12 protein-coding genes are annotated in these 14,590 nt (G+C 42.5%); 8 read left to right on the top strand and 4 right to left on the bottom strand.

Translation table 11 applies throughout. The features are described 5' to 3' along the window. The first annotated feature begins 17 nt into the window (after window positions 1-17). The 6 genes from IYN84_RS09610 to IYN84_RS09585 are packed head-to-tail and all read left to right on the top strand — an operon-like array spanning window position 18 to window position 6,926. Window positions 18-713 (top strand): RDD family protein, encoded by a 696-nt coding sequence (locus tag IYN84_RS09610; RefSeq protein WP_196138985.1) that lies wholly within the window; start codon window positions 18-20, stop codon window positions 711-713. Between the two features lie 9 nt (window positions 714-722). Continuing rightward, window positions 723-1,697 (top strand): stage II sporulation protein M, encoded by a 975-nt coding sequence (locus IYN84_RS09605; RefSeq protein ID WP_196138984.1) that lies wholly within the window; start codon window positions 723-725, stop codon window positions 1,695-1,697. Between the two features lie 9 nt (window positions 1,698-1,706). Beyond that, entirely contained in the window at window positions 1,707-3,338 is a 1,632-nt protein-coding gene (locus IYN84_RS09600) for a hypothetical protein (protein ID WP_196138983.1), read from the top strand. Further along, window positions 3,335-4,483 carry a DUF4350 domain-containing protein gene (locus IYN84_RS09595; RefSeq protein ID WP_196138982.1) on the top strand — a complete coding sequence of 383 codons (1,149 nt, stop codon included), beginning with the start codon at window positions 3,335-3,337 and terminating at the stop codon, window positions 4,481-4,483. Before IYN84_RS09600 ends, IYN84_RS09595 begins: the two co-directional genes overlap by 4 nt. Then, entirely contained in the window at window positions 4,480-5,574 is a 1,095-nt protein-coding gene (locus tag IYN84_RS09590; RefSeq protein WP_246722766.1) for a MoxR family ATPase, read from the top strand. Before IYN84_RS09595 ends, IYN84_RS09590 begins: the two co-directional genes overlap by 4 nt. An 8-nt stretch (window positions 5,575-5,582) precedes the next feature. Continuing rightward, window positions 5,583-6,926, top strand: coding sequence for a DUF58 domain-containing protein (locus IYN84_RS09585; RefSeq protein ID WP_196138981.1), 1,344 nt, complete (start codon window positions 5,583-5,585; stop codon window positions 6,924-6,926). A 26-nt stretch (window positions 6,927-6,952) separates the two neighbouring features. Here the strand turns inward: IYN84_RS09585 and IYN84_RS09580 are convergent, their stop codons facing one another. Beyond that, on the bottom strand, window positions 6,953-7,759 hold the full coding sequence (locus IYN84_RS09580) for a DUF2189 domain-containing protein (protein WP_196138980.1): 807 nt from the start codon (window positions 7,757-7,759) through the stop codon (window positions 6,953-6,955). A gap of 296 nt (window positions 7,760-8,055) precedes the next feature. On the opposite strand from IYN84_RS09580, the gene IYN84_RS09575 reads away from it, so the two are divergent. Further along, window positions 8,056-8,472, top strand: coding sequence for an Hsp20/alpha crystallin family protein (locus tag IYN84_RS09575; protein WP_196138979.1), 417 nt, complete (start codon window positions 8,056-8,058; stop codon window positions 8,470-8,472). Between the two features lie 82 nt (window positions 8,473-8,554). Here the strand turns inward: IYN84_RS09575 and IYN84_RS09570 are convergent, their stop codons facing one another. Further along, window positions 8,555-10,042, bottom strand: coding sequence for an AAA family ATPase (locus tag IYN84_RS09570; RefSeq protein ID WP_196138978.1), 1,488 nt, complete (start codon window positions 10,040-10,042; stop codon window positions 8,555-8,557). 178 nt (window positions 10,043-10,220) lie between these two features. On the opposite strand from IYN84_RS09570, the gene coq7 reads away from it, so the two are divergent. Further along, window positions 10,221-10,865 carry a 2-polyprenyl-3-methyl-6-methoxy-1,4-benzoquinone monooxygenase gene (gene coq7, locus IYN84_RS09565; RefSeq protein ID WP_196138977.1) on the top strand — a complete coding sequence of 215 codons (645 nt, stop codon included), beginning with the start codon at window positions 10,221-10,223 and terminating at the stop codon, window positions 10,863-10,865. A 16-nt stretch (window positions 10,866-10,881) separates the two neighbouring features. On the opposite strand, the gene priA is transcribed toward coq7, so the two are convergent. Next, entirely contained in the window at window positions 10,882-13,119 is a 2,238-nt protein-coding gene (gene priA, locus IYN84_RS09560) for a primosomal protein N' (protein ID WP_196138976.1), read from the bottom strand. Window positions 13,120-13,220: 101 nt separating this feature from the next. Then, window positions 13,221-14,114 carry a GGDEF domain-containing protein gene (locus IYN84_RS09555; protein ID WP_196138975.1) on the bottom strand — a complete coding sequence of 298 codons (894 nt, stop codon included), beginning with the start codon at window positions 14,112-14,114 and terminating at the stop codon, window positions 13,221-13,223. Window positions 14,115-14,590: the final 476 nt, after the last annotated feature.

Below are 14,590 nucleotides of genomic sequence, written 5' to 3'. Positions count from 1 at the left end.
AATTTTGTCCTCAAGGAATGTTAGATACCACCCGCGAAGTTGAAGTCCCGGAAGGGATCACTCTGGAGTTACCGATTGCAGGTTATGTGAGTCGAGCTCTGGCTTTTATTATTGATTTGTTTGCACGCGGTGCGATCATATATATCTTTTATTGGCTTATCATGATATTCGGAGATTTTGGTGCCGGTATCATAATGCTCATCATTTTTTTTGTTGAATGGTTTTATCCTGTTTTGTTTGAAGTTCTCTGGCATGGACAAACCCCGGGTAAGAGAGCGATGGAGCTGGTCGTTGTCAATGATGATGGAACGCCCATTGATTGGTCATCATCAATCATCAGAAATCTGTTGCGATTTGCTGATTTCCTGCCAGCACTATGGGGGTTTGGCGCCATCAGTATGCTACTAAATCGAGACTTTAAACGCCTCGGTGATATGACTGCCGGGACTTTGGTTATTCATAAGCAGCAAACAATAGTGCCAGGTAAGCGAGACAGGGTTGATGGTCTGGCACCGAAAGAATCTCTTACGCTTGATGAACAGAGTGCGATTATCGCATATGCTGATCGCCTGAATCGTATGAGTGATGCGCGTAACCGGGAGCTAGCGGGTATTCTTTCTCCCTGGCTGGATCAGAGTAAATTAAAAGCAAATAGTGAAAGTGCTGTGACTCAACTCAGTCGTATAGCGAAATGGCTACGTGGTCACGGATAGGAGTGAGGGATGAGACAGGAAGAGTTTGAGCTTCGATACAACCCTCAGTGGAATGAATTTGAGAAACAAATTCAACTAGCAAAAGGAAGTTGGCGGAAACGTAAACAGCACTCTTTAACGTTAAACGGATTTGCCGATAATTATCGCCTGCTGTGTTATTGCCTTTCTCTGGCAAGAGAGCGTCAATATAGTCCTCAACTGATTCAACGATTACAGGCTCTAGTTTTTTCAGGACACCAAACATTTTATCAAAAACGCTCTGGTCTCTTTCATCGTATCTATCAGTTTATATTGGTTGGGTTTCCGAGAGCAGTTCGAGAACAATCAAAATTTGTATGGACTGCTACTCTAATTTTCTACCTTCCAGCGTTAACTGTTTTTTTTATTACCTTACTATTCCCTGAACTTGTTTATTCCGTTATTGACCCAGACTCAGTTGCTCGCATTGAATCAATGTATGATCCGTCACTTAATCATATCGGTCGAGAAAGACAATCTGATACTGACTTTATGATGTTTGGCTTCTATATCAAAAATAATATTGGTATTGCATTTCAATCTTTTGCAGGTGGAATACTAGCAACTTTGGGAACACTTTTCTTCCTGATATACAACGGTGTCTTTTTTGGCGCAATTGATGCGCATATTATCAATATCGGTTATCAGCAAACCTTCTATGCATTTGTCGCGGGACACTCCTCATATGAACTTACCGGTATTGTCCTATCTGGTGCCGCTGGACTGCAGTTAGGTTGGGCCGTTATCGCTCCGGGAAACTTCACTCGCAAACAGGCGCTGGTCAATGCCGGACGAAGTGCGATGTCATTGGTCTACGGGGCAATCGTATTGCTTATTGTTGCTGCATTCGTTGAAGCTTTTTGGTCATCAAGCTCGAGCATCACTCCCTCAGTAAAATACTGGGTTGGCCTGGCGGGCTGGCTATTCATTATTCTTTACCTGACTTTAGCCGGAAGAAGAGTTTAAGAGGTTTCTATGGATCTGGAGAAAGTTACCGCCAAAATCAGGCCTAGAAAACAATGGGAGGCGATCGACCTTGGGATCGCGATGGTTCAAAAGCATAGCAAGCAACTGTACGCCATCTGGTTTATTATCACTTTCCCCGTATTTATATTGCTTTCCGCAATTTTTCGAGCAGATCCATTTTGGGTTATCATTATTTTCTGGTTACTAAAACCACTATGGGAAAGGCCATTATTGCATTTTCTTAGCCGGGATTTATTTGGAGAAAGGTTAACCATAAAGGACTGCGTCAAAGCTTTTTTTAAGTTAGCAATAATTCAGTGGTTTGCCAGTCTTACATGGCGCAGGCTAAGTTTTACTCGCTCACTCGATCTTCCCGTTATTCAATTGGAGGGGTTAAAAGGAGCTAAGAGAGGGCAGAGAATTAAAGTTATTCATTCTGCAGGCTCTGGTGGTACTGTCTGGTTGACTATTTTATTTTCAATGTCTGAGATGCTGTTCTATTTTGCTTTTCTCTCACTTGTCTATTTGTTACTTCCAGCTCCTTTTACTGAAAATATTGAAATTTACGAGTGGGTTGCATTTGAGTCGGAAGAAGGTGTTATTGCTCATCTACTGAACTTAATTAGCTACCTTTCAATGAGTTTGATCGCGCCATTTTATGTGGCCGCAGGCTTTTCTATATACTTGAATCAGCGAACATTGCTAGAGGCATGGGATGTTGAACTGGCATTCCGCCGGTTGGCAAAGCGATTAGGCGAGGTAGAAAAGCATCGAACCGTCAGGCTCGCCAGTATTACTTGCTTTGTAATCTTTATTGGCCTTTTAAACCCGATGAACAGTCAGAAGCTACTAGCAGAAGAGGGTGCTGCAGCTCAAAAAAAATTGGCGGTAACGGAAAGTGAATCAGAGCTAACTGATATTCTTAAGCAGTTGAATATGGACGCCGAGAAAGTTTCGAATAATAAAAGTGCTCATCAACTCGCTAAAGAACAGATTACAGTGATCAAAGGAAGTGAAGACTTTGGTGGTAAAGAACGTATCTATTTTGATCGACGAAGAGATAGTGGTAAAAAAGTTAAAGAATATCGGGACAGGGAACCTGCCTATTATAATCTATGGAATGCTATCGGAAGGTTGATTTCCTTTGTCGTGGAGTTTGCTTTATGGGTTTTTGTCGTCTTAATTGTGATCTTCCTGATCGCCAAGTATGGAAAATTTATCAACGGCATTAAGCCAAAGACAAATACTGGTAAGGCAAAGCCAAGACAGTTATTCGGTCTTGACATGCGGAATGAATCGTTACCGGATAAGCCATGGAATGTTGCTGCAACACTAATTGAAAAAGGAGATGTCAGGCAAGGCGTTAGCTTGCTTTATCGAGCTACTTTAATCTGGTTTATCGAGAACTCTGCTGTTGTTATTAAAGAAGGTGATACTGAACTTGAATGCTTGAGAAAGATAAAGCCCTATGCCAATGGTGAGCAATTAGAAATATCGGTCGAACTAACAGGCGTCTGGCGAAAACTGGCATATGCTCACTTAATGCCTGAAAAGGAAAAAGTCCTACAGTTATGCCAGCAATGGCCGCTTAAAATTTCTCAGATGGCAGCTCCTGAATCAAAGATGGGAGCAGGATTATGAAAGCTCATCTAAAGGTTTCACTTCCTGTTATTATTTTCTCTATTGTGGCTCTATTCGCGGCCTTCATTGCGCGCTGGTACTTTCATAATTTCGAAAAAACATCATATGAAAGATCTACGGGATATAGTCAGGAAGCTCGTCGAAATCCATTTTTGGCGGCTCAACGATTTCTTAGGTTGCGGGGTATTCAACTAGAGACTCGCAATAATTATAAACTTTTTGAAGAAGAACTAGGCCAATACGATACGGTGATTATTAATTCGTCCCGAGTTGGCATGAGTAGTCGAATCAAAGAGATAATGATCGAGTGGGTAAAGCAGGGGGGGAATCTGGTTTTACTAGCCACTGAAGCATTTGACTATGAACTTGAGTCTAGTCGCGATATTTTTCTAGATGAGTTGGGGCTACGTTACTATCCAGATAACTATGTACCAGAAAGTGATGATGAGGCCTTGTCAGAGTTTACCTTTAGCGAGTTTGATGAAAGTACTCAGGTGCATTTTAATTCGAGTGGTTATATTGAAGATACATCGGGAGAAGCATCTTTTGTCGCAGGTACCGAGTACGCTGACCAACTGATTCAATATCAGTTAGAAAGTGGACTGATTACTATTACTGTCGATTTCAGTATTTGGCACAATAATCGAATTGATCAGTTTGATCATGCCATGTTTTTAGTTCAGCTGATTGGAAATTCGGATAAAACCTGGTTGCTCTATAGCCGCGTTCAGCCATCGCTATTGAGCCTGGCATTCAAGCATGCCACTACAGTTTCTATTTCGGTTTTGGCCATATTACTATCTATTTTCTTGAGCAGTTTGTGGCGAAAAGGAGCCAAAACAGAGGATGACAAACCGATTAATCGAGAGATAATGCAGCATGTTCATGCTGCTGCCGAGTTTGATTATCGTCTCGATAAAGGGCAACAGCTGATACAAAGTTTAATGGATATTATTCATCAACAAATGACTAGAGTAAGCTATGGATATGCTCGATTAACACCTGCTAAACAGCTTGACAAAATAGCTCAGCATACGGGGATCGAGCGAGATAGAATTTCCAGTTTATTTGAAATAGAAAATCAAAATCACGAAAGCTTTCTTGAAAAAATAATACTGATTCAGCAGATTAGGAAACACTTATGAGTGAATTAAATAACAATACAGAATCGACTGTAAAGTCAGAGGCGTCGAACGCTATGGATAATGTTATCAGTGAAGAAGCCGGGTCAGACGAAAACAATCATGATGATATAAAAGTTGGCAGTTTTCCGAGCGAATCATTTGAACAAGCAGTAGAGTTAGCTAATCGCTTGAAGGACAACGTTAATCGAGCACTGATCGGTCAAGAAGAGACTGTTGAAATGGCTCTAACCTGTCTGATTGCTGCTGGTCATCTTTTGATTGAAGGTGTTCCGGGACTTGGAAAAACTTTACTTGTTCGTTCGATTGCAAAAAGTTTTGATGGTGAGTTTTCTCGTATCCAGTTTACTCCCGATTTGATGCCTAGTGATGTTACTGGGCACGCAATGTTTGACCCAAAAAGTGAAAAGTTTCGATTAAGGAAAGGGCCTGCATTTACTAATCTCTTATTGGCGGATGAAATCAATCGAGCACCGGCTAAAACGCAATCTGCTTTGCTTGAAGTAATGCAGGAAAAGAAAATCACCATCGAAGGCAAGTCACATCCGGTAAGTGACCCTTTTATGGTTTTAGCGACTCAAAATCCTTTAGAACAGGAGGGAACCTACCCGCTCCCGGAAGCTGAGCTTGATCGTTTTTTAATGAATGTTCATATTGGCTATCCTGACTTAAAAGATGAGGTGAAACTGGTAAAAATTCTTACCGAAGGGGAAGTGGATGACTCAGCACTTATGCGCGAAATAGAAGCAATTACTTCTCCCGAGTCTATATTGCAACTTCAAAAGGTTGCGGCGAATATTAAAGTGGATGACTCCTTGTTTGAATATGCGGTCAACATTGTAGCGGCTTCAAGAGATTGGTCTGGTGTTCAAATGGGAGCAAGTCCGCGAGCTTCAATCGCGCTGATACGTGCAGCCAGGGCATTAGCGCTGGTTAGAGGAAGTGATTTTATCAGCCCTGATGAAATCAAGTCGGTTGCTCTACCTGTTTTACGTCACCGGATTGTTCTTTCCGCAGAGTTGGAAATAGAGGGGATCAGTATTACCCAGGTTATTAGTGATTTGTTAGCGCAAGTGGCCGCGCCAAGAGAGTAACCGCTTACATGAAACTGACTTCTCGATTTTTCTGGCTACTTTCTGTATGGCTAACAGTTGCTTTGGTCGAAGCCCTGTTGAGGCTTAACAATTATTGGCAAAAGAAAACTGTTGTCGAAAACTGGTTCAGTGATTTGTGGTATCTTATGGCGATACTCATGGTTGCCTTGCTGATATTTGAATTCTTGTCGGTTTCCAGATCAAAAAAATTTAAAGTTGATCGAGATATTTCGCAAACTTTGCCGGTGAACTGTTTTAGTGAGGTGGTACTTACTATTAATAACCCGTTTGATCGAAGAATTGAATTAGAAGTAATTGAGCATTTACCTGAATTTTGTAGGGCCAAGGGTCTCCCGACGAAAGTCGTATTAGGCAGTGCTGAAACTGCCGTGTTGAATTACCAGATCAAGGCCGTTGAGCGCGGTGGACTTTCAATTAAGCAATGCGAGATCTGGTTAACTTCACAGTTTGGCTTCTTGCGACGTAGAATTTTTGTCGATTGTGAGACATTTTCCAAAGTCTACCCCAATTATCGAGCAATCAATCAGTACGTCTTATTAGCAACGGAGCAAAAGACTATTCAATTGGGAATTCGTCAAAGGCAGCAAAGAGGCGACGGTCTGGAGTTTCACCAGCTGAGAGAGTATCGAACAGGGGATAATTTGCGACAGATTGATTGGCGCGCTACTTCACGTTTGCGAAAACTTATTTCAAAAGATTATCAGCAGGAGCGCGATCAAAATATCATTTTTTTGCTTGATTCAGGAAGAAGAATGCGTACGAAAGATGGTGAGCTGTCACATTTTGATCAAGCTCTGAATGCAACACTATTGGTATCGTCAATCGCTCTACGACAAGGAGATGCCGTTGGGTTAAAAATTTTTGGCGCGAAAGATCAGTTTCTCTTACCTCGCAAAGGACCTGCAGCTATTAGTACCATGCTCAATCAAGTTTACGATCTCCATCCCGCCAATCGTGCTTCCGATCTTGTTGGAGCAGCGGAGTCTATCAACCAACAATTTAAAAAGCGTTCGCTCATTGTAATCGTTTCCAACGTTCGAACTGAAGATCAATACGAATTAAAAACGGCTGTTTCCCTGTTAAAGAGACATCACCTGGTCATGCTCGCTAACCTTAAAGAACAAGTGCTCGAAGATGTGAGTAGTGAAAAGGTTTATCAACTGGATGATGCACTCAAGTATGCAAAAACGCAGGATTATCTACAGCAAAGAGAAAAGCTTCATCAGCAGTTAGCACATGATGGGATCATTGCAGTAGATAGTTTGCCAAAAAATTTGATGGTCAATATGGTCAACCAATATTTTGATATTAAGCGAAGCGGGCGACTTTAGGCGCCATTAATTTTAATCGATTTTTCTCAATCTCCAGGATTTGAATCATTAAGCTTTTTATTTTTTGGCCACAAATCCGGTTGGATAGTCTGTTTGTATCCATGCCAGGTAGCGTAGCCAATAACCGGCATAATGACCAACATCGCGATATACGCAGTAATTAGGCAAACTAATAAAGATAAGACGATGGTGCTTGCCCAGATCATGAGAGCCATCTTGTTTTTCTTTACAGCATTGACACTGGTGAGAACTGCGGTGATGGCATCTGCTTTTCTATCCAGCATCATCGGCAGAGAAAAAGCGCTTGCACTAAAAACGATTAGCGCAAAAATAGAACCAACCACTGAACCGATGGAGAAAAAGGCAATAAAATCACTGATATGTGAATCAGTATTCATTGGGAAAAAAATATGTAAAGCTGAGCCTGCTCTTACCCAGATAAGAAAAATAATCAGTAGAACAAATGAATAAATCATTTCATTACCAAGGTGGCGTTTTCCCTCACGCAAACAGTAAGCAACTTTTGGTTTGTAACCTGCATTTATTTGGTGGCTGACTGAGTAAAGTCCAAGTGCCATAGCTGGAGCCATAAATACAAAACCGGAAAGCAGACTAAAGAGAAGAATCGCACCACCCCATTGCCAGCTGAGATAAGTAAGCAAATAGCTTAGTAAGGTAAAAAAGGCTCCAAAGTATAAACTGATGGTTGGCGCGCTTTTAAAGTCCTTCCAGCCTGACTTAATCCATTCGACCGCCGAAAAAAGCGGTAAGTCATTACAAGGTGCGACGAATGGCAACTCATGCTTGTCCACTCGCTTTGCTGTCTCGGCCATGTAACCTCCCTCAGAATACAGTACTATTATTTTTTATTGATATATCTCTTTCAAAAATACTCATTACTACTTCCAGCCTATATCGCTACTATAACCTGATATTTGAAAAAAATTCAAAAAAATACTTGAAAATATTTTGCCCGACCTTATATAAGTTTCAACAGCAAAGGATATAAAACCGGTTTTGTTTTTTTTGCTCAGACAGTTTAATGCATGGCTTGTCGCTGCCAATGGTCGTATTTTGCGGAGCGCAAGATTAGTCAGGTTGTGAATGATATTTTTCTGAGGAGAGTACAATGAACCTAGTAAATTTTAATCCCTTCAAGGAACTGGATTCCTGGTTGAATACTTATAACCAATCGCTCGCGACCGGAGGCCAAAAAGGTAGTTCCGACTGGCAGCCAAGAGTAGATATTACCGAGAATGAAGAAGCTTTTGTTATTAAAGCAGAGCTTGCCGGCGTACCTAAAGATGATATCAAAGTTTCGCTGGACAATAATATCTTATCAATCAGTGGTGAGCGTAAGTCTGAAATCGAGGATAAAAAACATCATCGAATCGAACGTTTTTATGGTAGTTTTTCTCGCAGTTTCTCTTTACCGGAAAATGTGAATGCGAATGCGATTAAAGCAGAAAATAGGGATGGTGTTCTGATCTTGAGCCTGCCCAAAGTAGAGCCAGAAAAGCAGGTTAAACAAATTGAAATACATTAATCGATTGTGATTGTTTTCAGCTTTTAGCATAAATTACGAAAAGCCGACTATTTAAGTCGGCTTTTCTATTGTAGGGTCTGAATTAATTTGCATTCACTGTACGCTCTGCAGCCCAGCTTCTTAGTGCTTGAATTTTTTCTGCCATAACAACCGATAGAGGACTGGTCTGAGTGATGGTGTCCAATATAGACTGGGTGCTCATTTGGTTTTTTTCTGCATAGGCACGGTATAAGGAAGAAACGACCGCCTGTTCTATTTCAGAGCCAGTAAAGCCTTCACTTGCCTCAGCCAATGACTTGAGATTTATCTGGTTGGTATCCTGGTCACGACGTTTTATATGTATGCTAAAAATTTCCATACGGGCTTCAAAATTGGGCAGATCGACAAAGAATATTTCGTCCATACGACCTTTCCGCATAAGTTCCGGAGGTAAGCGAGAAATATCATTAGAAGTGGCTACCAGAAAAACCTGGTTATTGTGTTCAGCCATCCAGGTGAGTAATGTGCCCAAAACTCGCTGAGAGGTTCCACCATCATTGTCTCCTGTGGAAATTCCTTTCTCTATTTCATCCAGCCAGAGAACGCATGGGGACATTAGTTCTGCCATTTTAAGAGATTCGCGAAGATTCCTTTCCGTTTCTCCATGAAATTTATTATAAAGTGCACCAAAGTCGAGGCGAAGAAGAGGTACACCCCACATTCCGGCTACTGACTTGGCTGCAAGACTTTTTCCCCCTCCCTGTACTCCGACGAGCATTAACCCTTTAGGAGGATCGAGTGGAATACTGCGATCAAGAAATACCGCTTCCCGCTGTTTGAGCCAGCTCTTGAGGCGATTTAGGCCGCCGACCTCACTGAATTTTGATGTTTCGTACTCAAAGCTGAGAACGCCGTCCATATCAAGTAACTCAAATTTGGCTTTGTTGATTGCGGGTAGCTCATCTTCGGTGATGGCTCCGTCGCTAATCACGTTTTTAATCAGTGTTCTGGCGTCGGCATAAGTCATACCAATAAGGTTTCTTACCATCTTCTTTAGTGTTGCGCTGTCAGTTTTTACTTTCTGCCCACTGTGCAAACGTGACCAGCGTTTGGCTTCATCCCGAATAAGTTTTTCCAGTTGCTCTTCATTCGGAAGTGAAAGTTGAAAACTTGCAGAAAAGCGTTTCACTTCTTCCGGTAAATCCAGAGAGTGGGAAATGAAAATCAATGTGTGAGCTACTTTTCCATGGTTCAGAGCAATCTCTTTTAACAGCCTGACTTCTTTGTGAGCGTCTTCGAAGTGAGGATGGAAATCGCACAAGGCAAAGATGCAGGGACGATGAGAAGCCTTTATCTGGGCGAGGGCTTCCAATGGTTCCTGAGTGTTCTCAATTTCCGCCAGGTCATGAGCCAAATCAATCCGACGCATTCCATCAACATGATCCCAGCCGAAAAGAGGTTTGTTATGGTAAGCGGCAATTTCTTCCAGCAATTGTAATGCGCGTGTTTCTTCATGAGTTTCAATCGTTATTATTGGATTTCCAGCTTTGATTAAAATGCTCAGGTCGTTGAAGTCGGTTTTGCCTGTCATTGGTATCCAGTTCCTTAATACTGCAAATTATTCTTACCTAGATTAATTAGGACTTTTAACGGCATTTGTTGGCATTAGCCTTTATATTCACTAAAATGCCGGAGTAAGCTTTGGGTTTTAAACCATCCCCTATACGGGCCTTAATTATTGTAATCTGTTTTGACTGAGTGTCTAGCCTATGCGCCAAATAAGCCTTGCCGACAAGTTGATTATGCTTGCGGATAATTCTCTGAAAACTCTGGCGGGAGGTTACCAAACCTCGAATAGAGTAAAGCCTGCGTCTCAGTCGGGCCAGCAAACTGAAGAGTTAACGGCTGAGCAAGCAAAACATTCCGCTGGACTTATGCGAATCAATCATTGCGGTGAGGTATGCGCGCAAGCGCTTTACCAGGGACAAGCATTGACTGCTCGCTTGCCGGAGGTAAGAGATAAAATGGAACAGGCAGCCATAGAAGAGAATGACCATCTCGACTGGTGTGCTGAGCGTTTACAGCAACTGGATAGTCGAGTTAGTCTGTTAAATCCTCTTTGGTATCTGGGCTCATTCTCGATTGGTGCAGTCGCTGGCGCGATTGGCGACAAATGGAGTTTGGGGTTTGTTGCCGAAACCGAGCACCAGGTAGTACGGCATCTGGATGACCATTTGCAAAAACTACCGGAAAAGGACTCTCAAAGCCGAGCTATTCTGATGCAAATGCGAGAGGATGAATTACAGCATGCGACCAATGCTATCGCTGCCGGAGGAGCTGAGTTACCGGGGCCGGTGAAAGGCGTTATGCAATTAATGTCAAAAGTGATGACATCGACGGTTTACTACATTTAATTGTTAAGTTAACCCGCTAACTATCACCCACCGGGTCCATTTCCAGTCGCCAGCGAACCTTTCTTGCCGAAGCGAGTTGTTCTATATCTTGAAGTGTCAGGTCCAGCAGGCGATGGAGTTCATTTCGTCTGGCAGTTTGCAAAAGTAGCTGATAACGGAACTTGCCTGCCTTTTTTACATAAAGCGCAGGGGCCGGACCTAGTTGTTCAACTTTCAGATCGCTGTAACGATCAAGTATTTCCTTAACGTCATTCAAAAATATTTTCACCGGCTGTATTTGTGGCGATTCAGCCTGAAACATGGCGGCGAAAGAGTGGGGGGGTAATTCTGTTTCCATGCGCTCGCGTATTGCCAGCTTGGCAAATTCGGCATATCCCTGGTTTATCACCTGATGCAACATCGGATGTTCACTATGGTGCGTTTGAATGATTACTTCACCTTTTTTATTGGCTCGCCCCGCTCGTCCTGCAACCTGGGTGATGAGCTGAGCAGAGTATTCCGGTGCTCTGAAATCAGCACTGTAAAGCGCGCCGTCCATGTCAATCAATGCCACCAGAGTGACATTGGGAAAATGGTGACCTTTGGCGAGCATTTGTGTGCCGAGTAAAATATCAACTTCACCTGACTTAATTGAAGAGACAAACTCCTGCATTGCACTTTTTCGGCGGGTGGTGTCTCTGTCGATGCGTGCCACTTTGGCTTCAGGAAAAATAGATTTGACCGTTTCTTCGAGTCTTTCCGTCCCCAGACCGACAGGGACCATTTCAGGGCACTGGCACTGGGGACAAACTTTCGGAGCCTGTCTGCTCGATCCGCAATGATGACATTGCAGGTAATGGTTTTGGTGGTGGTAGGTATAGTGGACATCGCAGCGTTGACAAGTTTGACTCCAGCCGCATTGATGGCATAGCAGAACCGGTGCATAACCGCGACGATTCAAAAACAGAAGTACCTGGCCACTAGAATCTAGGTGCTTTCTAATGGATTCAATTAGCGGAAGTGATAAACCTTGTCTTAACACCTGGTTTTTCAGGTCAATCACCTGAAATGAAAGAGGCCGATTCTGCTGGGCTTTGTGTTTAAGCTCGAGCTGGATAATTTTATTTTTTTCTACATTATAAAGCGTTTCTACTGAAGGCGTTGCGCTGCCCAGCAAAACCGGGATCTGTTCGAAGTTAGCCCGGACCAATGCCAGATCTCTCGCAGAATAGCGAAATCCCTGCTGTTGTCTGAACGACATATCATGCTCTTCATCTATGATTATAATACCCGGATTGGCCATGGGGACAAAAAGCGCGGAACGGGTACCTATTATTATATTTGAAGCTCCCTCACGGGCTTTAAGCCAGCCTTGCAAGCGCTGTTTTTCCGTCATGCCGGAGTGAAGCAGGGTAACTTCGGCATTAAACCTGTCCTGGAAGCGCTTGAGTGTCTGTGGTGTCAGACCAATCTCCGGGACCAGTACAAGTGCTTGTTTTCCTTGCGCTATTACCTTTTCAATTAACCTCAAATAAACCTCGGTCTTACCGGATGCTGTGACACCAAAAAGCAGGAAAGCCTGGTAGCTGGCAAATGATTCGGCAACCCTGTCGACAGCTATCTGCTGGGCGTCATTGAGCTGAATGCCGTGATTTTGATTGGTAAGTTCACCCTTGGTTTGACCTGAGGTATCACTAAAGCTACGTTCTACCCATTTTTTCCCCGCCAAAGACTTTATGGTGGTTGCCGGTATATCAAAAACCTTTAGCTTTTCGTGAACAATTCCATCGGGATGATTGGCAAGAGCTTGTAATGCTTGTCTTTGTTTAACCGCATTTTTGGGCAAAGTATTATTAGCGATTGCCTCCTTACCCTGCTCGCTAAGTCGCCAGCAACTGCTTCGTGCCAGTGTTGCTTCCTCCCCTTTCAATAAAGCGGTTGGTAACATGGTTTGCCAGGCTTCCCCTGGTGGAGCATGATAGTAACGAATCATCCATTGATTTAATCGCTGAAGTGTTGCCGGCAAAAGCGGCTTTTGATCGACAAACAGATGAATCGATTTCAGTTCCTTGAGTTCAGGCATATTGGCATCGACTTGAGTTACCTGCTGAATAATGCCGATTTTGAAGGTTTTGCCAAAAGGAACTTTTACCCGCATTCCGGCAGCTGGCTCGAAAGTTAGCGGCTGATTCCAGTAATAGTCGAAGCAACGCCGCAAAGGAACTGTTATAGCTACGCTGATAATCAAAGTTGAGCTGGTTGTTTCGTCTGACACAGATACTCATTGTCGTCGGGTAGTGAATAAGAGGCAGTATTGTGAGTGATAGCGAGTTAATACTCAAGGGGCCTGGCAAGTAGTTTTAGTCCGATATTGTGCTAATTGAATATAGTAATATCGTCACTGCAAATTTCTTCGGTTTTTACTAGTCCTCTTTCACTCAGATCTTCAAAACTATTGACCTGGTTACGCCCGGCAGATTTTGAATAGTAAAGTGCTTTGTCAACCCGGTTGAGAAGGTCATGCGGATTAAGCTTTGCATTGACTCGGGCGGTTCCTACACTGATAGTGACTTTGCCAACAAGTGGAAACTGGTAGCGTGCGACTTTATCTTTGAACCTGTTCATCACTGCAAGCGTATCCTCTGAGCTGATATTGTTCAGAACAATAACAAACTCTTCGCCGCCATAGCGAAACAAGGTGTCACTCTCGCGAAATGTTGCTTTCATTAATTGAGCTAGATGAACTAGTACTTCGTCACCATATAAATGTCCGAAGTCATCATTAACTTTTTTAAAATAATCAATATCAAAGAGAACAATAAAAGGCGCCCTATGTTTCTCTGCACGCCTATCGCGGTTCAACGAATGAAAAATGCTTTCCAGCTTTTTATCTAGTGCAGCGCGATTACCCAGACGAGTCAGTTTATCCATAGAGACCTGAGAGATAGTACGGTGTTGGTATTGATAGAGCTGAACCAAAAACGCGAGTCGCTGGTAATGGGACTCGTCGATCTCTCCTTCAATAACAAGTTGACCGATCGATTTTTTTCCGTCATCAAGATCGAAACGTGTTTTTTTTGTACTGATATTAATAAGACAGACTTTATCAGAGTGTTTATGCAGGTATACCCTAAAGGCCCCGGCCAAAATTTTAACTTGAGTAACCAGCTGTTTATCGAGCTCGGACAGACTGGTGGCAGAGGCTAACTCGAGCATTGGCAGGCAAAGTGTTGCATCTGCAAATTCTTGAGTTAATTTGAATTTCGACATATTCACACTCTAGACGTGGTTGCACTTAAGGTTATTTCACATGGCAGTCGATTATATTCTTTGTCGCTTATATTTTTTGTTGCCTTCAATAAATTAATTATAGCAGCTAACCTGGGGAACTAGTGGTTATGGCATTTAGGTATTTCGATAGTTATTTTAGGATAGAAAGGTGTTAAGACTTTGACGTTAACGTAAACGGTAAAACTTTTTTGGTGGAAAAATTATCTGCCGAGCTTACTTGATTTGTGTCAGAGTTTAAAGATCGAAAAGCTATGCCAAAATAAATAAAGAAAGCGTAGTGGAAGAGTTAAAAGCGCTTTATAATTCAGTGCCTATTTGAATCAGTTTGACTAAACTAGAAGACAAATTCACAACCATTCGTTATTTTAAACCAGATTAACTGAAAGCATCAGGCTAGTCATGCTGGGTTTAAAATATTTAGCCATAGTCGAAACAACATTTATCGATCAGAAATA

The sequence above is a fragment of the Aliikangiella sp. G2MR2-5 genome (assembly GCF_015687155.1).
GTDB lineage: Bacteria > Pseudomonadota > Gammaproteobacteria > Enterobacterales > Kangiellaceae > Aliikangiella.
Note: the sequence above shows the minus strand (reverse complement) of the source record. Positions and strands in the feature narration are given on the sequence as shown.

Excerpts from the sequence above, each read along its gene's own strand:
- IYN84_RS09610 (WP_196138985.1), top strand. The coding sequence starts at position 18 with ATGTTAGATACCACCCGCGAAGTTGAAGTCCCGGAAGGGATCACTCTG.
- IYN84_RS09605 (WP_196138984.1), top strand. The coding sequence starts at position 723 with ATGAGACAGGAAGAGTTTGAGCTTCGATACAACCCTCAGTGGAATGAA.
- IYN84_RS09600 (WP_196138983.1), top strand. The coding sequence starts at position 1,707 with ATGGATCTGGAGAAAGTTACCGCCAAAATCAGGCCTAGAAAACAATGG.
- IYN84_RS09595 (WP_196138982.1), top strand. The coding sequence starts at position 3,335 with ATGAAAGCTCATCTAAAGGTTTCACTTCCTGTTATTATTTTCTCTATT.
- IYN84_RS09590 (WP_246722766.1), top strand. The coding sequence starts at position 4,480 with ATGAGTGAATTAAATAACAATACAGAATCGACTGTAAAGTCAGAGGCG.
- IYN84_RS09585 (WP_196138981.1), top strand. The coding sequence starts at position 5,583 with ATGAAACTGACTTCTCGATTTTTCTGGCTACTTTCTGTATGGCTAACA.
- IYN84_RS09580 (WP_196138980.1), bottom strand. The coding sequence starts at position 7,759 with ATGGCCGAGACAGCAAAGCGAGTGGACAAGCATGAGTTGCCATTCGTC.
- IYN84_RS09575 (WP_196138979.1), top strand. The coding sequence starts at position 8,056 with ATGAACCTAGTAAATTTTAATCCCTTCAAGGAACTGGATTCCTGGTTG.
- IYN84_RS09570 (WP_196138978.1), bottom strand. The coding sequence starts at position 10,042 with ATGACAGGCAAAACCGACTTCAACGACCTGAGCATTTTAATCAAAGCT.
- coq7 (WP_196138977.1), top strand. The coding sequence starts at position 10,221 with ATGCGCCAAATAAGCCTTGCCGACAAGTTGATTATGCTTGCGGATAAT.
- IYN84_RS09555 (WP_196138975.1), bottom strand. The coding sequence starts at position 14,114 with ATGTCGAAATTCAAATTAACTCAAGAATTTGCAGATGCAACACTTTGC.